The sequence below is a fragment of the Pseudomonas sp. BN505 genome (assembly GCF_029873175.1).
GTDB lineage: Bacteria > Pseudomonadota > Gammaproteobacteria > Pseudomonadales > Pseudomonadaceae > Aquipseudomonas > Aquipseudomonas putida.
The window spans coordinates 49,001-75,776 of record NZ_SSOI01000064.1 but is presented as its reverse complement, the minus strand read 5'-3'; the positions used below and the strand labels follow the sequence as shown (position 1 = coordinate 75,776).

General features: G+C 60.7%; 24 protein-coding genes and 1 pseudogene. 14 read left to right on the top strand and 11 right to left on the bottom strand.

Features of this window, described 5'->3' with window-relative positions; all coding sequences use genetic code 11:
* Positions 1-262 precede the first annotated feature (262 nt).
* Positions 263-1,258 carry an IS110 family transposase gene (locus tag E8E78_RS20625; protein WP_016497900.1) on the top strand — a complete coding sequence of 332 codons (996 nt, stop codon included), beginning with the start codon at positions 263-265 and terminating at the stop codon, positions 1,256-1,258.
* 15 nt (positions 1,259-1,273) lie between these two features.
* Here the strand turns inward: E8E78_RS20625 and E8E78_RS20620 are convergent, their stop codons facing one another.
* On the bottom strand, positions 1,274-2,239 hold the full coding sequence (locus E8E78_RS20620) for a DMT family transporter (protein WP_016499216.1): 966 nt from the start codon (positions 2,237-2,239) through the stop codon (positions 1,274-1,276).
* Between the two features lie 101 nt (positions 2,240-2,340).
* On the opposite strand from E8E78_RS20620, the gene E8E78_RS20615 reads away from it, so the two are divergent.
* Positions 2,341-3,270, top strand: coding sequence for a LysR substrate-binding domain-containing protein (locus E8E78_RS20615; RefSeq protein ID WP_049277174.1), 930 nt, complete (start codon positions 2,341-2,343; stop codon positions 3,268-3,270).
* Between the two features lie 165 nt (positions 3,271-3,435).
* A complete protein-coding gene (locus tag E8E78_RS20610) occupies positions 3,436-4,581 on the top strand; it encodes a GGDEF domain-containing protein (protein ID WP_016499218.1) in 1,146 nt (381 codons plus the stop codon).
* A gap of 58 nt (positions 4,582-4,639) precedes the next feature.
* On the opposite strand, the gene ppnN is transcribed toward E8E78_RS20610, so the two are convergent.
* Both ppnN and E8E78_RS20600 read right to left on the bottom strand, forming a co-directional pair.
* A complete protein-coding gene (gene ppnN, locus E8E78_RS20605) occupies positions 4,640-6,013 on the bottom strand; it encodes a nucleotide 5'-monophosphate nucleosidase PpnN (protein WP_016499219.1) in 1,374 nt (457 codons plus the stop codon).
* A 193-nt stretch (positions 6,014-6,206) separates the two neighbouring features.
* Positions 6,207-7,268 (bottom strand): YeiH family protein, encoded by a 1,062-nt coding sequence (locus E8E78_RS20600; RefSeq protein WP_049277177.1) that lies wholly within the window; start codon positions 7,266-7,268, stop codon positions 6,207-6,209.
* Positions 7,269-7,379: 111 nt separating this feature from the next.
* On the opposite strand from E8E78_RS20600, the gene E8E78_RS20595 reads away from it, so the two are divergent.
* Positions 7,380-8,267, top strand: coding sequence for a LysR family transcriptional regulator (locus E8E78_RS20595; RefSeq protein WP_049277179.1), 888 nt, complete (start codon positions 7,380-7,382; stop codon positions 8,265-8,267).
* Between the two features lie 105 nt (positions 8,268-8,372).
* Here E8E78_RS20595 and pncB read toward each other — a convergent pair whose 3' ends face one another.
* Together pncB and E8E78_RS20585 are read right to left on the bottom strand one after the other, a co-directional pair.
* Positions 8,373-9,572 carry a nicotinate phosphoribosyltransferase gene (pncB, locus tag E8E78_RS20590; RefSeq protein ID WP_049277180.1) on the bottom strand — a complete coding sequence of 400 codons (1,200 nt, stop codon included), beginning with the start codon at positions 9,570-9,572 and terminating at the stop codon, positions 8,373-8,375.
* Positions 9,569-10,219, bottom strand: a complete 651-nt coding sequence (locus E8E78_RS20585) for an isochorismatase family protein (RefSeq protein ID WP_049277181.1) — start codon at positions 10,217-10,219, stop codon at positions 9,569-9,571. Before E8E78_RS20585 ends, pncB begins: the two co-directional genes overlap by 4 nt.
* A gap of 138 nt (positions 10,220-10,357) precedes the next feature.
* On the opposite strand from E8E78_RS20585, the gene E8E78_RS20580 reads away from it, so the two are divergent.
* The 4 genes and pseudogenes from E8E78_RS20580 (at position 10,358) to E8E78_RS20565 (ending at position 13,208) form a co-directional block, all read left to right on the top strand.
* The gene (locus E8E78_RS20580) at positions 10,358-11,062 is read left to right on the top strand and encodes an NUDIX domain-containing protein (protein ID WP_019472298.1); all 705 of its coding nucleotides are present in this window, start codon (positions 10,358-10,360) and stop codon (positions 11,060-11,062) included.
* A gap of 91 nt (positions 11,063-11,153) precedes the next feature.
* On the top strand, positions 11,154-12,101 hold the full coding sequence (locus tag E8E78_RS20575) for an RHS repeat-associated core domain-containing protein (RefSeq protein WP_280313573.1): 948 nt from the start codon (positions 11,154-11,156) through the stop codon (positions 12,099-12,101).
* A 285-nt stretch (positions 12,102-12,386) separates the two neighbouring features.
* A pseudogene (locus E8E78_RS20570) lies at positions 12,387-12,665 on the top strand (RHS repeat-associated core domain-containing protein); the annotation flags it as partial.
* A 51-nt stretch (positions 12,666-12,716) separates the two neighbouring features.
* Positions 12,717-13,208, top strand: coding sequence for a hypothetical protein (locus tag E8E78_RS20565; protein ID WP_280313606.1), 492 nt, complete (start codon positions 12,717-12,719; stop codon positions 13,206-13,208).
* Between the two features lie 78 nt (positions 13,209-13,286).
* On the opposite strand, the gene E8E78_RS20560 is transcribed toward E8E78_RS20565, so the two are convergent.
* Positions 13,287-13,658: a response regulator gene (locus E8E78_RS20560; RefSeq protein ID WP_172439607.1), complete on the bottom strand. Its 372-nt coding sequence runs from the start codon at positions 13,656-13,658 to the stop codon at positions 13,287-13,289.
* A 278-nt stretch (positions 13,659-13,936) separates the two neighbouring features.
* Between E8E78_RS20560 and E8E78_RS20555 the strand changes: the two genes are divergently transcribed.
* The gene (locus tag E8E78_RS20555) at positions 13,937-15,487 is read left to right on the top strand and encodes a PAS domain-containing protein (protein ID WP_049277183.1); all 1,551 of its coding nucleotides are present in this window, start codon (positions 13,937-13,939) and stop codon (positions 15,485-15,487) included.
* A 60-nt stretch (positions 15,488-15,547) separates the two neighbouring features.
* On the opposite strand, the gene E8E78_RS20550 is transcribed toward E8E78_RS20555, so the two are convergent.
* The 5 genes from E8E78_RS20550 to E8E78_RS20530 form a co-directional block, all read right to left on the bottom strand.
* Positions 15,548-16,921, bottom strand: coding sequence for an LLM class flavin-dependent oxidoreductase (locus E8E78_RS20550; RefSeq protein WP_059396129.1), 1,374 nt, complete (start codon positions 16,919-16,921; stop codon positions 15,548-15,550).
* 35 nt (positions 16,922-16,956) lie between these two features.
* Complete coding sequence (locus E8E78_RS20545; RefSeq protein WP_016499244.1) at positions 16,957-17,802, bottom strand: amino acid ABC transporter permease; 846 nt, start codon at positions 17,800-17,802, stop codon at positions 16,957-16,959.
* On the bottom strand, positions 17,799-18,620 hold the full coding sequence (locus tag E8E78_RS20540) for an ABC transporter substrate-binding protein (RefSeq protein ID WP_016499245.1): 822 nt from the start codon (positions 18,618-18,620) through the stop codon (positions 17,799-17,801). Before E8E78_RS20540 ends, E8E78_RS20545 begins: the two co-directional genes overlap by 4 nt.
* 113 nt (positions 18,621-18,733) lie before the next feature.
* Positions 18,734-19,663, bottom strand: a complete 930-nt coding sequence (locus tag E8E78_RS20535) for a DMT family transporter (RefSeq protein ID WP_280313578.1) — start codon at positions 19,661-19,663, stop codon at positions 18,734-18,736.
* Positions 19,664-19,959: 296 nt separating this feature from the next.
* Positions 19,960-20,553 carry a helix-turn-helix domain-containing protein gene (locus E8E78_RS20530; protein WP_016499247.1) on the bottom strand — a complete coding sequence of 198 codons (594 nt, stop codon included), beginning with the start codon at positions 20,551-20,553 and terminating at the stop codon, positions 19,960-19,962.
* Positions 20,554-20,897: 344 nt separating this feature from the next.
* Between E8E78_RS20530 and glnT the strand changes: the two genes are divergently transcribed.
* The 5 genes from glnT to E8E78_RS20505 all read left to right on the top strand — a co-directional run bounded on the left by glnT (position 20,898) and on the right by E8E78_RS20505 (position 26,718).
* A complete protein-coding gene (glnT, locus tag E8E78_RS20525) occupies positions 20,898-22,232 on the top strand; it encodes a type III glutamate--ammonia ligase (RefSeq protein ID WP_049277188.1) in 1,335 nt (444 codons plus the stop codon).
* Between the two features lie 66 nt (positions 22,233-22,298).
* The gene (locus E8E78_RS20520; RefSeq protein WP_049277190.1) at positions 22,299-23,204 is read left to right on the top strand and encodes a glutamine amidotransferase family protein; all 906 of its coding nucleotides are present in this window, start codon (positions 22,299-22,301) and stop codon (positions 23,202-23,204) included.
* Between the two features lie 27 nt (positions 23,205-23,231).
* On the top strand, positions 23,232-23,906 hold the full coding sequence (locus E8E78_RS20515) for a protein glxC (RefSeq protein WP_049277192.1): 675 nt from the start codon (positions 23,232-23,234) through the stop codon (positions 23,904-23,906).
* Between the two features lie 15 nt (positions 23,907-23,921).
* Positions 23,922-25,247, top strand: a complete 1,326-nt coding sequence (locus tag E8E78_RS20510) for an FMN-binding glutamate synthase family protein (RefSeq protein WP_016715698.1) — start codon at positions 23,922-23,924, stop codon at positions 25,245-25,247.
* A 166-nt stretch (positions 25,248-25,413) separates the two neighbouring features.
* A complete protein-coding gene (locus tag E8E78_RS20505; RefSeq protein WP_049275084.1) occupies positions 25,414-26,718 on the top strand; it encodes an ammonium transporter in 1,305 nt (434 codons plus the stop codon).
* Positions 26,719-26,776 lie beyond the last annotated feature (58 nt).

Genomic DNA, 26,776 nt, shown 5'->3' with positions numbered 1-26,776 from the left:
GCTCCTTGTATGTTGTGCCTAGCCTGATGAGAGAGGTTATTCTCGTCAGGCTATAGAAGCACTTCCGGGGAGGCCGATCGCTCCTGAAGGCAGGGTTTGCCCCTGACCTTGTCTGTAGAGAGGCCCCCCGCCTCATTGCCCACTACGAAGAGTATCGAGAAGCCGACAAGTCGGACTTCGCATTACAAGGTTGCAGCGGCATGAAGTTCGAGGTCGGGGAACCGGAGGCCATTGTTACCTAACTCGCTTGGGAGTGGGAAGAATGAATGTCTGTGTGGGCCTGGATATTGGTTCTCGTACGTCGATCGTTGGGGTGCGTAAAGATGGGCGTCCCGCTGGACAGTGGGATATCGCTCAAACCCCTGCTGGTCGTAAGGCAGCGGTGAAAAAGCTGCAGGCGCTCAAGCCCAAGTCGATCGTGATGGAGGCGACCGGAATCTATTACCTGGACCTGGCCCTTGAGCTGCATGCTGCGGACCTTCCTGTTTCGGTGATCAACCCCAAGAGCTTCCATAATTTCGCCAAGCTGATGCTGGTGAACAGTAAAACTGACTCGATAGATGCTCAGTTGCTGTCCGAGTACGGTGAACGTATGACACCGCGCTTGTGGACACCGCCAAGCTCCGTACAGCTTGAGCTGAGGGCTCTTGGCCGGCACATCAATCGTCTGGTCGGGCACCGCACCAGGGCGAAGAATGAGCTGCATGCATTGCAGGCGACCGCTACGACCGTGTCGATGCTGATCGAAGATCAAGAGGAAGCGATTGCCACTTTGGACAATCGCATTGAGCGTTTCCGCAAAGCCGGACGTGAGTTGATCGCTCAGTGTCCGACGCTTAACCGGCAGTACAAGCAGTTACTAGCGGGCCCGGGAATGGGAGAAGTCTCGGCACTTGCTGCCTTGGCTGAGCTGACCACCCTTCCTCAAATGCTCAAGTCCTCTCAGGTCGCTCGTCATGCTGGTCTAGATGTTCGACAGACACAGTCGGGGACAAGCATTGATAAACCTGGTCGGCTCGGCAAAAGCGGGAATGCCTATTTACGGGCGGCCATGTACATGCCGGCGCTGACGGCGGTGCGCTGCGATCCTTACGCGAAGGCCTTTTATGAATCGCTGGTCAGCAGGGGGAAGAAAAAAATGCAAGCGATCGCCGCTGTCATGCGCAAGTACCTGACAGGCATATGGGCATGCATGCGCGGCGATGAACCATTTGATACGGCCAAGCTTTTCAGCTCTGAACACCTTAGAAAAGCTTGACCGCCAACAGAGTATCTACAGAGACCGTGCCGGTTCGGTCGCTGTGGCTATCTCGGCTTTCTTCTTGCTTTGCGGCTTGAGCCGCGACACGGCAAACAGCACCACTGCCAGCCCGATGACCTGGTACAGCGAAATCTCTTCACTCAAGAGTGCCCATGACGCCAACACCGTCAGCACCGGCCCCAGGTTGCCCACTGCCGCAGTGTGAGTCGGCCCGAGCCGCTGGATTGCCAGCGCCACCCAGTAGATCGGCAATACCGTGGAAAACACCGCCATCAACCCGGCGTTGGCCCACACCGCGCCCGGCAATTGCCACAGCTGCCCGACCGGTGCCACCAGCAGGTAATGCGCCAGCACCATCAGCGACGACGCGGTGCCGCACAGCCCGGCCAGGCGCATCGAGCCCATCCGCTTGAGCATCATCCCGGTGCCGGAATAATACAGCGCGTAGGTCACCGCACTGGCGAACACCCACAGCGAGCCCAGCACCACCTGTTGGCCAACCCCGGCGACACTGACGTCGTGGACGAAGGCGATGCCCAGCCCCAGGTAGCACAGGCCCATGGCCGACAAGGTGCGCAGGCTTGGCCGCTCACGCAGGGCGATGGCCTGGAACACCAGCACCAGCGTCGGGTAGGTGAACAGGATCAGCCGCTCGAGCCCGGCGCTGATGTACTGCAAACCATAAAAGTCGAAAAGGCTGGCCAGGTAATAACCCAGCAGCCCAAGCAAGCACACACGCAAACCGTCGCCCAGTTTGAGCGGGGCGCTGCCTTGGCTACGGCTGGCCCATACCAGCCAGGCGAACAACGGTAGCGCCAGCCCCATGCGCATCGCCAGCAGGCTGATGGCGTCCACCGGCCCGGCAGCGTACGCGAGCTTGACGAAAATCGCCTTGAAGCTGAAGCCCAGGGCGGCCAGCACGGCGTACAAGGCGCCGCTCTGCATCTGGCGTTGGATCAGGCTGCGTAATGCGTTCATGGAGTACCCGAAGCAGAAGAATGACAGGGCTTATTCTGAACAGAAGGCGGCTAAGCTAGAATCGCTTTTAATCGAACAGGGTGTTCGCTTTTGGAGAAGCCATGCCATTCGACCTGACTGACCTGCGCCTGCTGCTGGCCATCGCTGCCACAGGCAGCCTGAGCAAGGCGGCTGCCACCTTTCCGGTGGCCGTATCGGCCGCCAGTAATCGCCTGCGCCTGCTGGAAGAGCGCTGCGGGCTGGCGCTGTTCATCCGTAATGCCGCTGGCATGCAGCTAACGCCATCCGGGCGGTTGGTGCTCGAGGGCGCGCGAACCGTCCTCGCTGAGGCGCAAAAGCTGCAGGGCACCTTGAACGAGCTGTCTGGTGAGCACCGCATCACCTTGCGCCTGGCGGCTTCCACCGTGACCAACAGCACATTGCTGCCCGCCGTGTTGGGGCCGTTCCTGGCGGACTACCCGGAAGTCGACCTGCAGCTGGTCGAGCACAAGAGCGTGGATGTGCTGCGGGTAGTGGTGGCCAACGAATGCGAGATCGGTGTGTATGACGGCATCCTGAACAGTGAGGGCGTGGTATCGCTGCCGTTTCGCACCGAGCGCCTGGTGATGCTGGTGCCTGCCGGTCATCCACTGGCCGGGCGCGAGCAGCTACGCCTGGTCGACGCCTTGGGCTTTGCGTTCATCTGCCTCCCGGGTGAGCGGCCGATGCAGCGTTTTGTCGAGGAAATGGCGATGAAGCTGGCCATGCCCCTGAAGGTTCGGGTGCGTGCACCGAGTTTCGAGGCGATTGCCCAGTTGGTGGCGCAGCGTGCAGGGGTGGCAATGCTGCCTGAAACAGCGGCCCTTCGCGCCGAACAGGAGCTGCCGGTGCGCAGGGTGGCCCTGGCCGAAAGCTGGGCCACCCTGGAGCTTCGCCTGTGCTTCCGTGACTGGGAGCAATTGAGCTCGCATGGGCGGCAACTGGTGAGTTTTCTCTCCGGGCTTGAGGGGGGCGAGACCACTGGGATTTCTGTAGTGAACACGGCGCCTTGATGTCAAAATGATATTGCCGGCATGCCTCCATCTACAGGTGCTGGGCTATCATTTGCAGTCAACCGTCCAAGGCCCCTCTGAAAAGTCATCACGAGCGCATACAATCGGGCCTTTTCCTCGTTAACCAGATAGGCCAATGCGTATATGGCGCTAGATCCACCCACGATGCTGACCATCTCGGTCGCCCTGGCAGCGGCGGCTGCCCTGTACCTGGCGATTGAGTGGCGCAGTGTCCGCGAAACCTCACTGCTGTTCTGGAGTGCCGGTTTTGCCACTATTACTGTCGGTTGTATCCTGGCCTTGCTGCGCGGGGTCGGGTTGTTGTTCATCGGTATCTGGTTCGCCAACGGTTTGCTGGTGGTGGCGCACTGTTTTTTCCTGATGGGCGTACTGCGCTTTACCCAGGACCGCTTGTCGCGGGCCTGGCTGATGATTGTGGTGGTCTGGTTCGCCTTGCTGTTGTTGCCCGTAGGGCCGCAGTGGTCGAAGGTGATGCTGATGGTCAACTCGTTGCTGGTGGCGGCATTGACGCTGAAGGCCAGCTTCCTGTTGCGGCCCCACGGCAAGTCGCTGAGTGTCGGGGCCGTGCAGCTGCGTTATGTACTGCTGGTTCACGGGCTGTTCTATGTGGCCAAGGCGGTCATTGCGATCACGCCGGGAACGTTGATTGACCTGGCCACCTTTGGCGGGATGATCATTCAGATTTCCCTGGTCGAGGGGGCGATGGCGATCATGCTGATTGCCTTGTCGATGACCGGCACAGTGCGCTATCGGCGCGAGGAGCGGATTGCCCGGCTGGCAGCCCGCGACCCGTTGACCGCGCTGTATAACCGGCGTGCGCTGGAGGTACGGGCGGGGCATTTCTTCAAGGACGTCAGCCCGGCGCAGCCCGGGGCGTTGCTGCTGATCGACATCGACAACTTCAAGCTGGTCAACGACCTGCACGGGCATATCGCCGGGGACCGGTTGCTGATTGCCCTGAGCGAGATGATTCGTACGGTGCTACCCGAGCGCGCGCTGGCCGCGCGGTTGGGCGGCGATGAGTTCGTCATCTTGTTGAGCGGGGCGAGTAGCGAGCGGGTCATGGAGCTGGGTGGGTTTTTGCGTGAGCAATTTCAGCAGTATGCCAGCAAGACCGTGCCTACGCCGCACGCGGTTACCTTGAGCATCGGCGTGAACCTGTTCGACCAGCCGCCGGCGAGCCTGGCGGCGTTGATCGAGCAGGGGGATGTGGCCTTGTACCAGTCCAAACGCAGTGGGCGCGATAGCATTCGGTTTGTTGAGCGGCCGATGGCTGACCTCAACCAATAGACTAATGGGGCCGCGAAGCGGCCCCATTAGCCTGGGATGACTGTTCAGGCAGCGGGTGTCAGGTCACTACCTGGTAGCACGGCACATACGCTGCGCCGCCGGGCAGTTTCATGCGGTGCTGGTCGACGAAGGCCTGTAGCAGCCGGCCCAGGGGGTCCAGTACAGCGCTGTCGCCGTGGATCTGATACGGGCCGTGTTCCTCGATCAGGCGGATACCTTTGTCCTTGACGTTCCCGGCAACGATGCCCGAAAAAGCTCGGCGCAGGTTGGCAGCCAGTTCATGGGGTGGCAGCTCGCGGCGCAGGTCCAGCTCGGCCATGGCCTGGTGGGTCGGGTCGAACGGGCGCTGGAAGCTCTCTTCGATCTTCAGCAGCCAGTTGAAGTGGAAGGCGTCGTTGCGCTCACGGCGGAACTGCTTGACCTCCTTGAGCCCTTCGACCATGTGCCGGGCAACTTCGGCCGGGTCATCAATGATGATTTCGTACAAGCAGTGCGCCGCCTCGCCCAGGGTGGCGCCGACGAAGGCATGCAATTGTTGCAGGTAAGGCTCGGCGCTGCGCGGGCCGGTGAGCACCACCGGGAACGGCACGTCGTGGTTGTCCGGGTGCATGAGGATGCCCAGCAGGTAGAGGAACTCCTCGGCCGTGCCGGCACCGCCGGGGAAGATAATGATGCCGTGACCGACACGCACGAAGGCTTCCAGGCGTTTCTCGATGTCCGGCAGGATCACCAGCTCGTTGACGATCGGGTTGGGCGCCTCGGCGGCGATGATGCCCGGCTCGGTCAGGCCCAGGTAGCGGCTGCCATGCATGCGCTGCTTGGCGTGGGCGATGGTGGCGCCTTTCATCGGCCCCTTCATCACGCCAGGGCCGCAGCCGGTGCACACGTCCAGCTTGCGCAGGCCCAGTTCGTGGCCGACCTTCTTGGTGTACTGGTATTCCTCGGTGCTGATCGAGTGGCCGCCCCAGCACACCACCATCTTCGGCTCCACACCCGGGCGCAGGGTGCGCGCGTTGCGTAGCAGGTGGAACACGTAATCGGTGATGCCCTGGGAGCTTTCCAGGTCGATGCGCTGGCTGGCCAGCTCGCTCTCGGTGTAGACGATGTCGCGCAGGGCGCTGAACAGCATTTCACGGGTGCTGGCGATCATTTCGCCATCGACGAAGGCGTCGGCCGGGGCATTCAGCAGCTCCAGACGCACGCCGCGATCCTGTTGGTGGATTTTAACCTCGAAGTCCTTGTAGGCCTCGAGGATAGTCTTGGCATTGTCGACATGGGCGCCGGTGTTGAGGATGGCCAGGGCGCACTGGCGGAACAGGGTGTAAAGGCTACCGGTACCGACTTCACTCAGTTGCTGCACTTCACGTTGTGACAGCGTTTCCAGGCTGCCTTTGGGGCTGACGGATGCATTGATGACATTGCGTTGAGGCATCTAAGTCTTTCCTGTGCGGGTAAAACATCCTTCTTTGACAACACCATACCGAGAAATGTGGACGGCAACGAGGGGGCTGGTGAAAAACCTTGAGACCTGTTTGGCTTCTTCGCGAGCTTGCCCGCCCTCACAGGTACAGTGCGGATCCCTGTGGAAGCGGGCGAGCCCGCGAAGAAGCCAACCCGGTCCCGATTTATCCCAACAGCGTCTGCACGCCGAGGGTAATTGCCAAGCCACCGCCTACCAGCCACAGGTTCAGAATCGCTCCGGTAGCCAGCGCCTTTGGCCCGGCCTGGCGAATCTGGCTGAAGCGGGTTTCCATACCCAGTGCAGTCATGGCCATGGTCAGGGCAAAAGTGTCGAGGCTGTTCACCGCCTGGGTCACGCTACCCGGCAGTACCTGCAGCGAATTCACCAGCACCAGGGCAAGGAAGCCGAAGGCGAACCAGGGCATCGCAATGCGCCCATTGCCCTGCGCCTGGCCGGCCTTGCGCGAGCGGCTGATCCACAGGCCTACCACCAGCAGTACCGGCACCAGCAGCATCACCCGGGTCATCTTGACGATGGTGGCGATATGGGTTGCTTCAGGGCTGACGTTACTGGCTGCGCCCACTACTTGAGCGACTTCGTGGATAGTGCCGCCCAGGAAAAGCCCGGCGCCCAGGGTGTCCAGGTGCAGCCAGCCGGCGTTGATGGCCAGCGGGTAGAGGAACATCGACAAGGTGCCGAACAACACCACGCTGCCGACGGCCATGGCGCTCTTGTGCGGGGCACTGCGCAGTGCCGATTCGAAGGCCAGCACGGCGGCGGCGCCACAGATGGCGCTGCCAGCGGCGGTCAGCAGAGCGGTATCGCGGTCCAGCTTGAACAGCTTCATGCCACACCACAGGCCGATCAACAGGGTGCTGGACACCACCAGCAACGACACGAGCAGCCCCGACCAGCCGACTTCGGCGATTTCCTGCAGGCTGACCCGCAGGCCAAAGAAGGCCACGGCAATGCGTAGCAGGCCGCGGGCCGAAAAGTTTATGCCGGCAGCCCAGCTGGCCGGTACACCATCGCGCAAGGCATTGCCGTACAGCGCTCCGGCGACGATGCCGACAATCAACGGGCTGATGCCCAGGTTGGCGATGGCAGGCAAGGCCGCCAGCTGAGTGACTGCAAGCGCAAAAAGCGCGACGAACAGGATGCCGTTGAGCCGCCCTCGGGTAGAGAGGGTAGGCGAATAAGCGGGGTGGGACGGAACCGTGGCCATGTGAGTCCTCCGGAAAGGTATTTCGACAAGGCCTACGTTAATCTGGTTATAAGCTTATAAAAAATCGTAATTTGGAATGGCAAATATCCGTTTAGCTGATATTTTTGAATCATGACCCCAGAACAACTGATAACATTTGCCACTGTCGCCGAGCACGGCAACATCAGCCATGCGGCCCAGGCGCTGCACCTGTCGCAGCCGGCGGTGTCCGGCCAGCTCAAGCTGCTGCAGGAGGCTTTTGGCGAGCCGCTGTATCAGCGTGCCGGCCGTGGTGTGCGGTTGACGGCAGCCGGCGAGCAGTTGCTGGCCCATGCCGAGCGCCTGCGCGAAACCTTCCGCCAGGCCAGGGCACTGCTTGAGGCCATGCGTGGTCTGGAGCGCGGTACCTTGCGTATCGGTGCCAGTACCACACCTGCCAGCTACCTGCTGCCTTACCTGATCGCCGACTTCCATGCCCGCCACCCGGACGTGCTGGTGACTACATCGCACGGCAACACGGCAGAGATCGTGGCTGCGCTGGACAGTGTCGACATCGCCCTGATCGAAGGGCCGCCTGGGCAGGAGTTGCCCTTGGGCACGCAAGTGACGGCCTGGCGCGAGGACGAGATCGTTGCCATCGTGCCCAGTGGTCATCCGCTGGCAGGCAGTGACCAGCAGGCCTTGGCGTCGCTGGGTGCTTACCCGCTGGTGCTGCGCGAGAGCGGCTCGGGAGTGCGGCAGATTGTCGAGCGGGCGTTTGCCCGTGATGGTGTGGCGATGCGCATAGCGCTGGAAATTGCCGGGGTGGAAGGGGTGAAGGAGGCGGTGCGTGCGGGGATGGGGGTTGGCTTTGTGTCGGCGATGTCCATCCGCCATGAGGATGGGGCGCTGCACAGGTTGCAGGTTGCGCCGCAGCCTTTGGTCAGGCGGTTTTCCATTCTGATGCCGCATGCCGCGACGCCATCGCGGGCGGCGGCGCGGTTTCTTGAGTTGTGTGTGGGTATGCAACAGGTCGGTTGACTGTGCCGGCCTTTCGCGGCACAAGGCCGCTCCAGGGGTACGGCATCAATGGCTTCGTACCTGTAGGAGCGGCCTTGTGCCGCGAAGAGGCCGGTGCAGGCACCCTCAATTCAGATGAAAGACATGCTTCAGATAAGCAACAAAATTCTCGTCCCGGCATTGCGTCTTGCCCGGGCTGTCGGAAATCTTCGCCACTGGCGCCCCATTGCAGCCGGTCATCTTGATCACCATGTTCATCGGCTCAACCCCTGGGATATCACACGTGAGCTTGGTACCAATGCCAAAGCTCACATTGATCCGTTCATGCAACGCCCGGTACAGCCCCAGCGCCTTGGCAAAATCCAGCCCGTCGGAAAAGATCAGGGTCTTGCTCCTCGGGTCGATCCCCAGCCGCTCATAGTGGGCAATGGCTTTTTCCGCCCATGCCAGTGGATTGCCCGAGTCGTGCCGCAAGCCATCGAACAGCTTGGCGAAGTACAGATCGAAATCGCCTATGAAGGCATCCATGGTGATGCAGTCGGTTAACGCAATACCTAACAGCCCTCGGTACTCCCGTACCCAGCACTCCAGCGCAGCGGCCTGGCTGTCGACCAGGCGTGGGCCGAGCTGCTGGTGGGCCATGAACCATTCGTGGGCCATGGTGCCGAGTGGCTTGAGCTCGAACTCGCGGGCCAGGTGCACATTGCTGGTGCCGACGAAGCGCCCGGGGAAATCGTGCTTGAGGATGTGCACCACCTCTTCCTGCACGCGGTAGGAGAAGCGCCGTCGGGTTCCGAAGTCCGCCAGCTGGAAGCCGGCCAGCTCATCGGCGCTGGCCTCGGCTTTGAGCCAGTCCAGCTTCTGGTACAGGCGTTCGCCAACTTGCTCGATCACCACTTCGCGATAGCGGTAGCGGTTGCGTACTTCGCTGATGATCGCCAGCAGCGGGATTTCATAGAGGATCACGTGCAACCACGGCCCACGCACGCGGATTGCCAGTTGCCCGGCGCCATCCAGGCCCACCTGGACATAGCGCAGGTTGAAGCGAAACAGGCTGAGGAAGCGAATGAAGTCCGGCTTGAGGAAGGGGATTTTTTCCAGATAGGCCAGCTGGTCGTGGGTGACGGTAACCTCGGCCAGTTGCTCCACCTGATAGCGGATCTCGGCCAGGTAGGGGGAAAGGTCTTCGCCATTGCGGCAGCGAAACTCCCATTCCACCTCGGCGTTGGGGTAGTTGTGCAGCACCGCCTGCATCATGGTGATCTTGTAGAAGTCGGTGTCCAGCAGGTTCTGGATGATGCGTGGGCCAAAAACACTGTCGCTCATGGGCGGTCTTCCTTGATCAGGGCAAGCTGGTGGTCAAGCGCGGCCTCGTCGCCGCAGAGGATCACGCCCTCGGCGGCCAACGCACCACACGCCTCGATGGCCCCGGCCTGGGTAAGCGCGCGGCAGGCCGGCAGGTAGAGCAGCACCTGGAAGCCGGCCCGGCGCAATTGGCGGGCGGTGGTCTTGACGCAGTAGTCCAGGGCCAGGCCGCCGACGATCACCGCGCCCACCTGCTGTACCTTGAGGTATTCGATCACCCCGGTGGAGCGGCGCTCGGCCAGGTCGTGGTAGCAGGCGCCGTAGGGGTGCAGGTCAGGTTCGACGCCTTTCCACACGAAGTAGTCATAGTCGATGGGGGCGGGCAGGCCGGGCAGCAGCGCGAAGCCCGGTGTGCCGGGGACGCAGTGGCTGACCCAGGTCAGGTCGGCGTTGGCCAGTTGCAGGGGTTGCAGCATGTGCGCAGGGTCGGCGACCACCCAGGCGGCGTTGGCCGGGTGCGCGTCCTTGCTGCCCAGGCGCAGGTCGGCGCGCAAGGCCATGGCGTTCAGGTCAGCCGCAATTTCGTCGCCTTCGGGCACGGGCAGCTCCAGCGGGGCGTTGGCAGTGAAGCCGTTTTGCGCGTCGACATCGAAACTGGCGATCTTCATGGCAGTTCTCCTTGCTGGAATGGTTATATAATTCACCTGGTGTATTAAGTATGTCAAGTGGCAAACGATATCGGGTTGGCGGTTGCCTTACTTAGATGCTCTGGTGGATTATTGTGCTACTGAACAAGGAGCTGCACGGTGAGTACAGTCGAAGTCCTGGCCAGTGTCGACATTGTCGCCCTGCGCCTGGCCCCTGATGCCCAGCATCTGCAAGTGTTGTTGCACCGTCGTGAGCGCGAGCCGCATGCCGGGCAATGGGCCTTGCCCGGGGTCATCGTGAATGGGCGTACCCCCGACACCAGTCTGGAAGATGCCGCCAGCCGGGCCCTGCACGAGAAGGCCCGGGTGCAACCCTGCTACATGGAGCAGGTGGGTACCGAGGGCAATGCATTCCGCGATCCACGAGGGTGGTCGTTGAGCACCTATTACCTGGCGTTGCTCGACCCCGCGCAGGCCGTCGAAGGCGAGCAACTGGCGTTTTTCGATCTGGACAGTGTGCTGGGGCGCAAGGTGCTGTTGCCCTTTGACCACAACTTGCTGGTGGAGCGGGCCCGCGAACGCCTGGCGGCAAAGACGGTGTATAGCAGCCTGCCGCTTTACCTGTTGGCGCAGAAGTTTACAGTGCAGGATGCGCTCGGGGCGGTGCAGGCCTGCCTGGGCCAGGCGGTGAACGGTACCTCTGTGCGCAAACGCCTGGAGCGTTTACGCGAGCTGGGGTGGGTGAGGGATACGGGGGAGAAGCACCAGCCAAAACTGGGCCGGCCGCAGCAGTTGTATCAGTACACGCCGCAAGGGGAGAGGGCATTCATGTTTGACCGCAGTTTGTTACCTGAAGGCGGATAACTGAAGCCCAGGCTGACCTGGCAGATCTACCAGTATCGACCCTGTCATCTACCGTGTACTGTCAAACACCTCTGCCAAAGGTGACGATGGAATGAGCGCGATAGCTAACAAGGTCCCCAGGGTGCGCCTGTTCTACGCCAACACCAGACTGGTTTGTTTGATCGGTTTGGAGAACACGCGGTTAATGCGTGCTGATAGGAGGGCGCTAGCCCAGTTAAAAACATCGGCCAGGCTGTTGCAAAGCGACGCAGCCAATACCGTAGTGGCTACCCACGCTATTGACCTTCACGATTGCGAGGCTTATTCACCCTATGGCTTTTCGCCTGTCCAGAAAAAACTGGCAATGGTTGCTTTCACTGGCGAATGGCGTGATACACAGACGGGGTGCTATCCGTTGGGTAACGGGCATCGACTGTTCAGCCCATCACTCAGGCGTTTGACAGGGCCTGACGTATTGAGCCCGTTTGACAGAGGAGGGCTGAATGCATACGCCTATTGTACAGGTGACCCCATCAATTACTCAGACCCTTCAGGTCAGTTGAGAGTCAGCCTTTCTGGAATGGCTAAAACTTTGGGTGCAATGAAGAAGACCGGTGCTACCGCTCTGCTGCGGGAAAATAATGCGCCTATGACGCTCAAACCTTTTATCCGACATTTAGCTCAAGAACCGTCTGATGTTAACGCTTTGCTGGCCTTACCCGCAGGAAATAATCATGTATTCACAAAACTGTCCAAGGTTGAAGGGATAATTCGCTTCCAATGGCCGGATGATGGTTTTGTTGCAAACTTTGTTCCGACCGTATCTGTGCACAAAGAAGGGCATATCTTCGCAGTGAACAGAGGGCAGCTTCCCAGAGGGGTCAAGGGATACGAATACACATGGCATGGTATATATAACAATACACCTCTCTTTGCTATAAGGCGCCCTAGCTCCTTTAGCACTGATCCTTCGTTCAATGGCCCTCCGCCTGAATACGTTCCACCGCCCTCTTATGAAGATGTGACAGCACAAGGGTTTGCCATCAGGACAGCAAGTTGATCATCCATTGGCCCTGTTCAGCAGCCTAGAGCCAGGCTAGTCATCAATGCGCGCAGCGGCTGGTGGATGGTGGGAGAAGAAGCAGCCAAAGCTGGGCAGGCCGCAGCAGCTGCATCGGTCCACGCCGCAGAGTGAACGGGCACTCATGTTTGACCGCAGCTTGTTTCGGAAGGGGGCTGACAGGTGAATTGCAGATCAAACCGGATGACCTGGTAAAAATGTCAGTTTCCAAACCGCGAATACCTCTCTAGGGTAACGGCATCTGAGGCTTTGAGTAGTTGTGCGATGGATTGTCTCCTTCGGAGTGTAAACCTCCAGAGTCACCCGAAACTTGATCTAGCCTATACGGCTTACGGTTTCTCTGACCTTTCACACGCTTCGTCTATTCTCGGATTCGCCGGGCAGTGGCGTGACGCAGTCAATAACTTGTATCCGCTAGGAAATGGTCGGCGTTTGTACAGCCCTTCAATCTGCCGTTTTACCAGTCCTGATGCTTTAAGCCCGTTTGGTGGCGGGGGGGTAAATGTGTATGCCTATTGCTCTGGCGACCCTGTGAACTATGTTGATCCTTCTGGGGCTTCCAGGATTACATCCAGGGGGCAAGTGAATACACAAATGAGCTTGGATATCAATGTTTTGCAAAAAGAGGGTTTTCCATCAAGCTTGCACCCACAGCTTTCGCATTTCCGGAAAGTGGCGAAGGGAATACATCGAGGGTCGATGGAAAAGACGGTCGTAGCTGCACGGTTATATAAGCATGGGGCTCCGCACTATGGGTACACTCGATGGGATCTAAAATACAATTTTGAAACCGATGGATTTGCAGCGGATTTTGTGGCTGGCAACCCCATTTTTCATTTGCCGGTTGGTCACTATGAGGCGAAGCTGAATATCTTTGTGCTGGGCGTGGGCGTTTCCAAAGGGAGATTGACCGGTTTGATGGGATGCTTGAGCGCTATGGACCAAAAGCGCCCCCTTCTCCCCCCCCTAGGCGACGCTAACTCTAGCAGTACGCCTTCTCAGGCTGGTGCTGCCCAGGTGGGCGAAGGCAAACGGCACCACCACCACGTTCTGCCAGAAGGCCACCTGCATGGCGTTCATACCTGATGCAATAGCCCCTCGTTAAGTCATTCCAGCGCCTTTCCCGCTGTGGGATGCCGAGCGTGTTCGAGCAAGGCCCCGTCCTCAAACACTTGCCTTAGGCGATAGCTGTCGCTCAACAGCGTTCAGTAACTGGTCAACCGTCCAGGGTTTGGACAGGAACGTTGAACACTCAGGCAGGCGAACGCCGGGATCAAGTTGGCCGGCCGACATCACGATCACGGCGGTAGCAGGCCAACGATCAATGATCAGGTGGGCAAGATCCACTCCATTGAGTTGGCCAGGCATCTGGATATCGGTCAATACGAGGTCCAGGTGGGCCATTGTTTCCAGCACCGTTATCGCCTCATCGACACAACTACAGCTGTGCACGTCGAGGTCGAGCGATTCCAGCGCCTCGCAGGCGAGCGTTCGGATCAACTCGTCATCCTCTACCACCAATACACTGCGAGCCATAATAAAAACCCCGATCATGTAGCCATACGGCCAGCGGCCATGACCAGTGGTTTCGTGCGGCTGACGGGTGGTGCTTGGGTTGTTGGCAAGCCCAGCGATCTATACTTGCCCATTACCGTCGCGCTTAGACGGTTTTCGTCATTGCCACCGATCCAGGATCGTTGGTAAATGAAGCCACGAAACTTTTTCGATCCCGGTCCGGCACGTGCGCAGGGTCTACGGTGTCGAAAGGCACGCTCGAAAATAATCTTCCATATTGGCCAGCTGTGGATGAACCCATGCATCAACTGCCTCCCGATGAAATGATCAGGCTTGCACTACAGAAGTCACAGGCCCGTTTACACAAGCAGCATCAGTTGGTGGTGGAGTATGGTGTGTCGTCGCTCAGGTCGACGAACCTCGATACTTTGCTCACGCAGGCTTGTAGCGTGGTGGCCAACGGCATGAACACGCGTTTTGCCAAGGTGTTGATGCCCTTGCCTGGGAGTGACGACTTTTTGCTGACCCACGGCGTCGGTTGGGATCCCTCGGATATCGGCCACGCCAAGGTCGGTGGGGATGTGGCCAGTCCGGCGGGTTATGCCATTTCCACCTACCGGCCGGTGCTTTCCAACCATCTGGGCCAGGAGCAACGCTTCCGCACGCCGGACCTGTTGAAAAAATACGGTATCGAACGCGCCATCAACGTGCCCATCCGGGGTGCGCTCAGGCCCTTTGGTGTGCTGGAGGCGGACAGCACCGACGGTGACGACTTCATCGAAAGCGACCTGGTCTTCCTCGAGGGTATCTCCAACGTCATCTCCATGGCCGTGGAGCGCCTGGCAAATGCGGCGGATGATCAGTTACCGGATCGCTATTCCGAGAGCATGCTCAATGCCAGTCCGGACTGTGTAAAGATCCTCACCACGCACGGCGACATCGAATTCATGAATGAGGCCGGCATGTGCCTCATGCACATCGGCGAGCTGGCAGAGGTGCGGGGCAAACCTTGGGCCCAGCTGTGGCCTGATGACTCCAGGGCGGTGGTGCGTGATGCCATGGCGCGTTCCGTGGCCGGCGAGTCGGCAAGGTTTGAGGCCTACTGCCCTACGGCCACCGATGAGCCGAGATGGTGGGACGTCACCATTGCGCCCATTCTCAGCACCGAGGGCAAGGTGGACAGGCTGATCGCAGTGTCGCGGGACATTACCGAGCGGCATCAGCATGAGGCTCAGTTGCTGTCGCTGATTGCCGTGCAGAATACCAAGCTGAGCGACAGCGATCTCTATCTCGAAGAGATTCACCATCGGGTGAAGAACAGCCTGCACCTGGTGAACACCCTGCTGCAGCTTCAGGCCAATCTGTCGGCGGATGAGGCGGTCAAGATCCAACTGCAGACGGCGGCGAGCCGTGTGCTGACGATAGCCAGTGTGCATGAACGCCTCTATCAGACCGCAGAAACCCAGGGTGTCCTGGCATCAGAGTATCTTGGCGCCTTGTTGAGTGACCTGGGGTCGGCGCTGGCTGAGCGAAAGATCGTTCTCGATGCCGACGCTTTCATTCTCCCTCCACAGCGGATGGCGCCGTTGGGCCTGGTCATTTCCGAGCTGATTACCAATGCCCTCAAGTACGGCAAGGGCACCATAGGCGTGAGCGTCCAGGATGCGGGCGACCATGCTGTCATTACGGTAAGGGACGAGGGGGAGGGCTTTCCGGAGTCTTATCCCGAACCAAGCGGAACAGGCCTGGGCATGCGGCTGGTGAAAAGCTATTCAGGGTATGGGGCCAATGCAATTACGCTGGACCGGCTAGCCGAGAACAGTACGATTTGTGTGAAGTTCAAGCTGTAGGGGCAGTTGAATCCGCCTTGGCCCGCACCGCGCTCCCCGAGTGGTCAGTCGATTTCCCCTTCACTGCTGCCGGAAAGACGCTCCATAAGCAGATGATGGCAGGCGGCTCGAGCGGTCATCTCTGAGGCGAGACCGGAAGGTGCCGCTTTGCGGTTGCGTGCGATAAAGCCCGCGTTTTTGGAGTTCAGGCACAATCAGCTCGACGAAATCCTCCAAGGTGCCAGGACTGGTGAGCGGGTTCAGCATGTAACCACCTGTTCCCGAAATGCGGGCGTGCTCCTCGATGCGGTCGGCTACTTGCTCAGGCGTTCCTACCAGAATCAAATCTGTACCGCGTGTGACGTTGGCAAAACGCTTCCTGACGTCACCTGCCGTCAACGGCTTGCCGCTGCCGTCTGGTCGCATCATGTAGGAGGTCAAACCTTCGGTATGGGTCGAGAGCGCATCGCCGTCCGCATAGCGGCTAAGGTCGATGCCTGTATCGCCGGCATAGCTGACCAATTGTGCTTCCAGGTGATAGTTGCTCTGAAGCGCGTCATACTTTCTCTGGGCTTCAATCTCTGTTTTCGCCGTGACGATGCGCAGCACCGTAAGCGATTTCACGTCATCCCGAGCACGTCCACGAGCCTGTGCCATCGTCCAGATTTCTTCCAGACCCTGGCGGATTTCATGTGGGTTGGATTTGGCGATGAAAATCAGCTCTGCATGTTTGGCTGCGAACTCTCGGCCCCGGCCTGACCAACCGGCCTGGATAAGCAGCGGGGTTCGCTGCGGGGAAGGCGCTGTCAGATGAGGGCCTGCCACGCGGTAGCGCTCCCCGCAATGATTGATCGGTCTCACCCGCTCGCCACGGGCGTAGCGCTGACCCGCTTTGTCCTGCACCACTGCGTCGTCCGCCCAGCTGCCCTCCCAGAGCTTGTAGGCCACATCCATGAATTCCTCCGCGCGTTCGTAGCGGTCGGCATGCTTGATCATCTCTTCCAGGCCGAAGTTGCGAGCAGCACTGGAAAGGTAGGACGTCACGATGTTCCAGGCGATCCGGCCACCGGTCATGTGATCGAGCGTGCTGAAGCGTCGGGCATGTGTGAAGGGATGCTCGTAGGTGGTGGTAACGGTAGCACCGAATGCCAGATTCCTGGTGATCGCAGCTAGCCCCGGAATGATCATCAACGGGTCGTTCGCAGGCGCTTCTACCGCCCACTTCACTGCTGCTTCAGCGCTCCCGCCGAAGACGTCGTAGAAACCCAGGACATCTGCGAAGAAGAGCATGTCGAGGTTAGCCTGGTCGGCGATACGGGCTTGGTTCGACCAGAAATCAAACGTGTTGGCGGCCAGGCGCTCATCAGCTGGATGAGTCCATAGGCTGGGTGCTCCACCGCAGCCAACGCTCGCTTGTTCGTATAGCGCAAACAATAGGGGTTTGGGGTCGGACATCATTTTTCCTGTCTTCATTGATATCAGCTGGCAGCTCACCGCTGATTCTGGAACCCTTTGCCGAAGTGGCGTTCAAGACGGTGCTGAATGAGCTCCAGCCCAATGGACAGCAGCCAGTAGATGAGCGCGGCAGTGGCGAGCATTTCGATATAACGGTATGAGGAGCGTCCGTAGGACTGCGCCAGGAACATCACTTCCCACACCCCCATTACCGAAATGAGCGACGAGTCCTTCAGCATCGAGATGAACTGGCTGGTGGTCGGGGGGATGATCGTCCTCATCGCCTGCGGGAGCACAACATGGAGGAACGCCGAGGTCGGCCTCAAGCCAAGCGCAGCAGCCGCTTCTCGCTGCCCGGGCGGGACAGCCATGATGCCGGCACGAAAAATTTCGCTGAGGTAGGCGCCGTAGTTGAGCGACAGTGCAATGATCCCTGCGCTAATCGCTCCCGGCACCACGCCCAGTTGCGGTAAGCCCAGGTAAATGAGCAGGATCTGGATCAACAGCGGCGTACCGCGAAAAAACGATGCATAGAAGCTCGCCACGCCGAACGCCACAGCGCTGCGTGATAACCGCGCCAGCGCCGTAACAAAGCCCAGCAGCAACGAAAACCCTATCGAGCAAATACAGAGGAACAGCGTCAGTGCTGCACCCTGAAGGAAGCCGTTTGGTCCCAGCCGCAGGCCTACAAGATTGGGCCATTTATCCAGGATGATCGAGAACTTCAGGTCAAAGCTCAGGAAGAAGAAGATGCAAAAGCCAAGCAATGCCCCCCAGGTCAGATACAGGCGGGTCTTGAACCCAAAGGTCCGACCAAGCAGGCTCGATTTCACGTTGGGTGCGAGAACGGACTTTGCGGGATGTGGGTTGAGGGCTGTCATTTACTGATATCGGCGCCGATCCACTTCTGGGAAATCTTGGCCAGTGTTCCATCGGCCTTGAGTGCTGTGATGACCTCAGTGACCTTTTCATTCCACTGCGGATCGCCTTTCTCAATAGCGATTACGTTGGGTTCGGCGTACAAAGTCTCGCCTGTGATTTTGAAGCGTGGATCCTGGGCAATACGCTCCTTGGCAGTGATCAGATTGGTGACCATTGCGTCCAGGCGCACGCCGGTGCCCAGTGCCAGATCCTGGAAGGCGACAGTTTCGTTGTCATACGGCGCAGCCTGGGCGTTATCAAACGGGTAGATGAGAGGTTTGTCTTCTGCCCCTTCGATGGTGAGATCTTTGTTCAGGTAAGCCTCGTAGGTCGAGGCGCTAATGACGCCAACTTTCTTGCCTGACAAATCTTTTCCCGAGGTGATGGCGGTGTCCTTGGCGTTGACCACGATCACCGCTGGGGACTGGTAATACTCGACCGGGAAGTCGAACACCTCAGCACGCGCCTTGCTCGGCGTCATTGAGCAGACACAGATATCGTAACGGCCACTCCAGCGGCCTGCGGCGATGACATCCCAAGAGGGCGTTTCGAGCTTGAGCCTCACCCCAAGACGCTCGGCTACGGCCTTGGCGACATCCACGTCAAAGCCATCCAGCTGGTTTTGCTCATTCAAGAATGAGAATGGCGGGTAGTTCTCCATCAGCACGCCGGTAAGCTCACCCTTGCCCTGGACACGATCAAGCGTTGCGCCCGCAAAGGCCGTTGAGGAAGCCACCAGTAAGGCAAGGCCCAAAGGTAAAAGTGGGAAGGCTTTCAACGACTGACACTCCATAGGGTTTGATTTTTAATATTAAAACGCAATATAAAATCAGTTGATACAAACATTATGGAATATGCTTGGTTCCGGGCGCTATATCTACAGTGCTGTGATCAATGCGCGCAGCGGCTGGTATCCCCTTGCTCCGCCGGTGCCTTGCGCGCCGCCGCCAGCAGGGTCGCCAGCACGATTAGCGCTGCACCAACGGCCATGCGCAGGCTCGGCTGATCACCAAACAGCCACCAGGCGCCGATGATCGCGTACACCGGTTCCAGCGCGATGATCATGCCGGCCGTCCGCGCTTCCAGGCCTTCCAGGCTCTTGACGAACAAAAACTGCGACAGCCCGGTGCAGAACACGCCCAGCAGCGCCAGGTTGACCCAGTCGCTGCCCGCCAGGCTGGTGCTGCCCAGGTGGGTGAAGGCAAACGGTGCCACCAGCGCGGCCACCACCACGTTCTGCCAGAAGGCCACCTGCATGGCGTTCATGCTTGATGCATTGCGGCGGTTGGCCACGGTCAGCAGGGCGAATGCCAGGCCCGAACCCAGTCCCCACAGCAGGCCGATGGTGCCGTTGTCCAGCAGGTCGAAAGTCGGCACCACCAACACCAGGCCGGCGGTAACCATCAGCAGCAGCAAACCTTGCACGGCCCCGATACGCTGGCCAAATACACCGCGCTCGATCATGGCAATGAACGCCGGGAAGCTGGCGAAGCCCAGAGTGGCCATCGCCACGCCGCCGACTTTGACGGCAATGAAGAAGGTCACCCAGTGGGCTGCCAGCAGGGCGCCGGTCAGGCTCAGCACCGGCAAATTGCGCAGAGTGAGCGCATCGAGCAGGCGGGTGCCCTTGAGCCCGGCGACGAAGCCCAGGGCAATGAAGGCGAAGGTGGCGCGGCCAAAGGTGATGATGCTGGCGTCGGCGTCGATCAAGTGACCAAGGATGCCGGTCAGGCCGAACAGCACAGCGGCGATATGGGCAACGCACAGGGCGTTACGGTGGCCGGTGGCAGCACCGGCTACGGGGATTGAAGTCGCGATCATGGCAGTCAAGTCTTCACAATGTGGCGCGCGCAAACACTCCCTGCTGGCGCTGCGCAGGTCTCTGATACTGGGAGTTTTTATCGTTATGAGCCCAGGCGAATTGCCCGGTGCAAAAAGGCGCCACAGCGTTGGAATTGTGAAGCGAGGCTGTTTTACTCGCGGCTACCACGTCGGCCAGCCCACGGCGCGGGGCTGGTCGATGTGTGTATTATTTTTGTATACAGGGTTTTGCAGCCGATTGCGGGCGACGTGTGCTTGTCTGATCGCGACATCGGCGGTTGCCTTGCAGCGCCGCGTCATTCGTCGCCGTAGTTCATGATCGACAGCAGGCGTATCGGCACCTGCACCAGTTGCTCAGGGCCATGTGGGGTTTCGCCGTCGAAAGTCAGACTGTCGCCGGCGTGCATGTGGTAGAGCCGGTTGCCATGGCGATACACCAGTTCGCCCTCCAGCAAGTGGAGGAACTCGGTGCCGGGGTGGGCGAAGGTGGGGAACTCTTCGCTGGCGTCGTCCATGCTCACCATATAGGCCTCGAAGTTCTTCTTCGGCCCCCTGGCGTGATTGAGCAAGTGGTAGGTGTGGCCCTTCTCGGTGCCGCGGCGTACCACTTCCAGCCCTTCGCCGGCCTTCACCAGCAGGGCATTGCCATCGGGCTGGTCATATTGGCTGAACAGCTTGGCCATCGGCATGCCCAGCACGTCGCACAGGCGGCTGAGGGTGTCGAGGCTGGTGGACACCTGGGCGTTCTCGATCTTGCTCAGCATGCCCTGGCTGATGCCGGCGATGCGTGCCACATCGGCGAGCTTGAGGGACTGGGCCTGGCGCTGGCGCTTGATCTGCAGGCCAAGGTACTGCTCCAGGCGAAGGCGCGGTTCGGTTTCAGTCGACATCGAATGTCCTGCACGGTTTCAGTTCAAGAATAAAGTTTTCGCACTGGGAAAGTGCGAAATGCAGCTGCGCTGGCCGCTTCTTTCCTCAGGTGAAAACAAGTTTCCCATAAATAGAACAGAAAAACCTGCCTGGGTTTTGTCTTGCCGGTGCCGGCTTCTGCGCGGGCAAGTCCGCTCCCACACGGCGTTGCGGCGAATCCTGTGGGAGCGGGCTTGCCCGCGCAGAGGCCCCAACAGACACCCATGGCGCACCTTGAACAAACTTGGCAAGCGCATTGCATTCCTGAGAGGAAAGTAAGTTTCCCTTGCGGAATCATTGCCCCTTGCCCAGGAGTGTTCAACCCATGTTGCCAGCAGAAACCCAGCGCACCCTCGACCAACACGGCATCAAGTACGTGCTGGCGCAGTTCGTCGACATCCATGGTTCGGCGAAGACCAAATCGGTGCCGGTATCGGGCCTGAAGATGGTAGCCGAGGAGGGCGCCGGCTTTGCCGGGTTCGCCATCTGCGGCATGGGCATGGAGCCGCACGGCCCGGACTTCATGGCCCGCGGCGACCTGTCCACGCTGGTTCCGGTGCCTTGGCAGCCGGGCTATGGCCGGGTGGTGTGCGTGGGCCATGTCAACGGCCAGCCTTGGCCCTACGACACCCGCTACGTGTTGCAGCAGCAGGTGCAGCGCCTGGCCGACAAGGGCTGGACTCTGAATACCGGCCTTGAGCCTGAGTTCAGCCTTTTCCGCCGCGACGAAGGCGGCAAGCTGCAACTGGTGGACGCCTCCGACAACCTCGACAAACCCTGCTACGACTACAAGGGCCTGTCGCGCTCGCGGCTGTTCCTCGAGCGCCTGACCGAGGCCCTGCAGCCGGTGGGCTTCGACATCTACCAGATCGACCACGAAGACGCCAACGGCCAGTTCGAGATCAACTACACCTACAGCGATGCCATGGAGTCGGCCGACCGTTTCACCTTTTTCCGCATGGCCGCCGGTGAGATCGCCAACGACCTGGGCATGATCTGCTCGTTCATGCCCAAGCCCGACCCCAAGCGCGCCGGCAACGGCATGCACTTTCACCTGTCGCTGGCCAGCAGCACCCACAAGAACCTGTTCCACGACCCGTCCGACAGCAGCGGCATGGGCCTTTCGAAGCTGGCCTACCACTTTGCCGCAGGGCTGATGGCACACGGCCCGGCGCTGTGTGCCTTTGCGGCGCCGACGGTCAATTCCTACAAGCGTCTGGTGGTGGGCCGGTCGTTGTCGGGCTCCACCTGGGCCCCGGCCTTCGTTGCCTGGGGGGCCAACAACCGTTCGGCGATGGTACGCATTCCTTATGGTCGCCTGGAGTTTCGCCTGCCGGACGCCGGCTGCAACCCGTACCTGGTCACCGCCGCGATCATTGCTGCCGGCCTGGATGGCATTGACCGCCAGCTGGACCCGGGCGAGATGTGCAATGAAAACCTGTACACCCTCAGCCTTGAAGAAATTGCCGCACGCGGCATCAAGACCCTGCCGCAATCGCTGAAGGAGGCCGCCGACGCGCTCGAAGCCGACCCGTTGTTCCGCGAGGTGCTGGGCGCCGAGATCGTCGACGAGTTCATCAAGCTCAAGCGCATGGAGTGGGTGGAGTACTGCCGCCACGTCTCCGACTGGGAAATCCAGCGTTACACCGAGTTCTTCTGACCGCCCCCAATCCCCTGGGCGGCCAATACGAGAGCGGTCGCCCACTGCCTAGTAAGGAGCATCACCATGTGTGGAATTGTAGGCCTGTACCTGAAAAAGCCCGAGCTGGAAGCCCAGCTTGGCAAGCTCTTCGAACCCATGCTCGAAGCCATGACCGACCGTGGCCCGGACAGCGCCGGCTTTGCCATCTACGGCGACGAAGTGGCCGATGGCTGGGTCAAACTGACCCTGCAAGCGGCCGATATAAATTACCCGTGGACCACCCTGATGGGTCAGCTGGAAGGGCACCTGGGCTGCTCGCTGGACTGGTTCCAGAATGCCAGCGCCGCAGTGCTCAAGGTGCATACCGATGAAGCTGCGGCCCGCGCCGCGCTGGCTGCGCTCGCGCCGGACGTGCGCATCATGAGCGCCGGGCAGAGCATCGAAATCCTCAAGGGCATGGGCTTGCCGGCGGAAATTTCCAGTCGCTTCGGCCTGGCCGGCATGAAGGGCAGCCACATTATCGGCCACACCCGCATGGCCACCGAAAGCGCCGTGACCATGGAAGGCAGCCACCCGTTTTCCACCGGCGCCGACCTGTGCCTGGTGCACAACGGCTCGCTGTCCAACCACTTTCGCCTGCGCCAGGAGCTCAAGCGCGAAGGCATCAGTTTCGAAACCGACAACGACACTGAAGTGGCCGCCGGCTACCTGACCTGGCGCCTGCAGCAGGGTGACAGCCTGGCCCAGGCCCTGGATGGCGCACTGGAAGACCTGGACGGCTTCTTCACCTTTGCCATCGGCACCCGCAACGGCTTTGCCGTGATCCGCGACCCGATTGCCTGCAAGCCGGCGGTGCTGGCCGAGACCGAAGACTACGTGGCCATGGCCTCGGAATACCAGGCACTGGCCGGCCTGCCAGGCATTGAGCACGCCAAGGTCTGGGAACCGGCCCCGGCCACGCTGTACGTCTGGGAACGCGAAAGCGCCTGACCTGCCACCGAACCCCTGGAGAACCATATGAAGACGATCGACCTGTCCAGCACTTCGGTGCGTGTGCTCAACCAGTCCTTGCACGGCGAGGTGCAGGACCTTGAATGGCAAGTGACCCACCCTGGCGGCAAGCACAACCTGGCTGTGGGCATCAACGCTGCCGTGGCGGTGGATATCGAAGGCCATGCCGGCTACTACTGCGCCGGCATGAACCAGCAGGCCAGTGTCACCGTGCACGGCAACGTCGGTGTGGGTGTGGCCGAGAACATGATGTCCGGTTTGGTGCGGGTCAAGGGCAGTGCCTCCCAGGCCGCTGGTGCCACTGCCCATGGCGGGCTGCTGGTGATCGAGGGTGACGCCGGTGCCCGTTGCGGTATTTCCATGAAAGGCGTGGACATCGTGGTAGGCGGCAACATCGGCCACATGAGCTGCTTCATGGGCCAGGCCGGGCGCCTGGTGGTGTGTGGCGATGCCGGCGATGCGCTGGGCGACTCGCTGTACGAGGTGCGCATCTACGTCAAGGGCTCGGTGCAGTCACTGGGCTCGGACTGCATCGAAAAGGAAATGCGCGCCGAACACCTGCAAGAGCTGCAGCAGCTGCTGAACAAGGCTGGCCTGGACCACAAGGCCGCCGATTTCAAACGTTACGGCTCGGCCCGCCAGCTGTATAACTTCAAAGTCGACAACGCCAGCGCGTACTGATCCAGGAGCATTCCCATGAGCGAGCAATTCCCCCCGGTACTGCGTGAGTCGGCCACCTTCGATCGCCTGACCATCCAGGAAATCCAGCGTGCCGCCGAAACCGGCATCTACGACATTCGCGGTGGTGGCACCAAGCGCCGTGTGCCGCACTTCGACGACCTGCTGCTGCTGGGCGCCAGCGTGTCGCGTTACCCCCTGGAAGGCTACCGCGAGAAGTGCGGCACGGACGTGGTGCTGGGCAACCGCTTTGCGAAAAAGCCGATTCACCTGAAAATCCCGGTGACCATCGCCGGCATGAGCTTCGGTGCGCTGTCGGCCAATGCCAAGGAAGCGCTGGGCCGTGGTGCGACCATCGCGGGCACCAGCACCACCACCGGCGACGGCGGCATGACCCCGGAAGAGCGCGGCCAGTCGCAGCATCTGGTGTATCAATACCTGCCATCGCGCTACGGTATGAATCCCGATGACCTGCGCAAGGCCGACGCCATCGAGATCGTCCTCGGCCAGGGCGCCAAGCCGGGCGGTGGCGGCATGCTGCTTGGCATGAAAGTGACCGAGCGGGTGGCCGGCATGCGCACCTTGCCGATCGGTGTCGACCAGCGCAGCGCCTGCCGCCACCCGGACTGGACCGGCCCGGACGACCTGGCGATCAAGATTGCCGAGATCCGCGAGATCACCGACTGGGAAAAACCCATCTACGTGAAGATCGGCGCCAGCCGCCCGTACTACGACGTCAAGCTGGCGGTGAAGGCCGGTGCTGACGTGATCGTGCTCGATGGCATGCAGGGCGGTACCGCAGCGACTCAGGAAGTGTTCATCGAGCACGTCGGCATCCCGATTCTGCCGGCCATCCCGCAGGCGGTGCAGGCGCTTCAGGAAATGGGCATGCACCGCAAAGTGCAGCTGATTGTCTCTGGCGGTATCCGCAACGGTGCCGACGTGGCCAAGGCCATGGCCCTGGGGGCTGACGCGGTGGCCATTGGTACGGCGGCGCTGATCGCCCTGGGTGACAACCACCCCCGCCTGGACAGCGAGCTGAAGAAGATTGGCTCGGCCGCCGGCTTCTATGACGACTGGCAAAACGGCCGCGACCCGGCCGGCATCACCACCCAGGACCCGGAGTTGGCCAAGCGCCTGAACCCGGAGGAGGCAGGGCGACGTCTGGCGAATTACCTGCGGGTGCTGGTGCTGGAGGCCCAGACCATGGCGCGGGCGTGCGGCAAGTCGCACCTGCACAACCTTGACCCGGAGGACCTGGTGGCATTGACCGTGGAAGCGGCGGCGATGGCGCGGGTGCCGTTGGCGGGGACGGCCTGGGTGCCGGGGCAGGCGCAGTACTGATCCACCGTTTTTGGGGCCGCTTTGCGGCCCTTTCGCGGCACAAGGCCGCTCCTACAGGGGATTGCCGTGCCTGAGCTTGCGCGCTCCCCTGTAGGAGCGACCTTGTGTCGCGAAAGGGCTGCAAAGCAGCCCCAAGGGCCCCCACCATTTCCACAGGAGTGACTCGATGAAGCACCTCAGCCTCGCTGTAATGTTGTTAGCCCTGGCCACCCAGGCCACTGCCGCCGAAACCACCCTGGACACCGGCAACACCGCCTGGATGATCTGCGCCGCGATGTTTGTGTTGATGATGTGCATCCCTGGCCTGGCGCTGTTCTATGGCGGCATGGTGCGTGCCAAGAACTTCCTCTCCGTGTTCACCCAGCTGTTCGCCGTGGCCGGGGTTATCGGCATCCTTTGGGTATTGTTCGGTTACAGCCTGGTGGTCGATACCACCGGCATGGTCGAGGGCCAGCTCACCTTGAACAGTTTTATCGGCGGGCTGGACAAGGCACTGATGCTGGATATCGGCCACGACAGCCTGGTCGGCACCATCCCCGAAGGCGTGTTTGCGGTGTTCCAGCTGACGTTCGCCATCATCACCCCGGCGCTGATTGCCGGCGGCTTTGCCGAGCGCATGAAGTTCAGCGCTTCGTTGCTGTTCATGGCGGCGTGGTTCGTGCTGGTGTACGCACCCATCGCCCATATGGTGTGGGGCGGGCCGGGGGCGTTGATGGTCAACTGGGGCGTGCTGGATTTCGCCGGTGGTACTGCGGTGCATATCAACTCTGGCGTGGCTGCCTTGGCTGCAGCGTTGATGCTGGGCAAACGCAAGGGCTACCCGCAGGTGGCCATGCCGCCGCACAACCTCGGCTTTACCCTGGTGGGTGCGGGGTTGTTGTGGGTGGGCTGGTTCGGCTTCAACGTGGGTTCGGGGCTGGCGGCCAACGAGGGGGCCGGGGTGGTGATGCTGGCGACCATGGTGGCGGCTTGTGCGGGGATTGTCGGTTGGTTGCTGACCGAGAAGGTGATGCATGGCCGGCCGACTGCCTTGGGTGCAGCGTCGGGGGCATTGGCCGGGTTGGTGGGCATCACACCGGCTTGCGCGTTCGTCGGGCCCCTCGGTGCGCTGGTGATCGGTGTGCTGACGGGGGCCATCTGCTTCTTTGCCGTGACCCAGCTCAAGCAGGCGCTGGGGTATGACGACAGCCTCGATGTGTTCGGGCTACATGGCGTTGGCGGGATGGTCGGGGCGGTGCTGACCGGGGTGTTCGCAGCGCCATCGCTGGGGGGCTATGTGGAGGGCGTATCGCCCATTGGGCAGGCACTGGTGCAGCTCAAGGGGGTGGTGTTCACCTTCGTGTACTGCTTCGTGGTGAGCTGGGCGATTCTCGGGGCGATCAAGCTGACTGTCGGGCTGCGGGCCAGCCGGGAGGAAGAAGAGCAGGGGCTGGACCTGGCGGAGCACAATGAGCGGGCTTACAACCTCTGATTGATGTGTTGCCAGCACCGGCCCTATCGCCGGTAAGCCAGCTCCCACAGGTACCCAC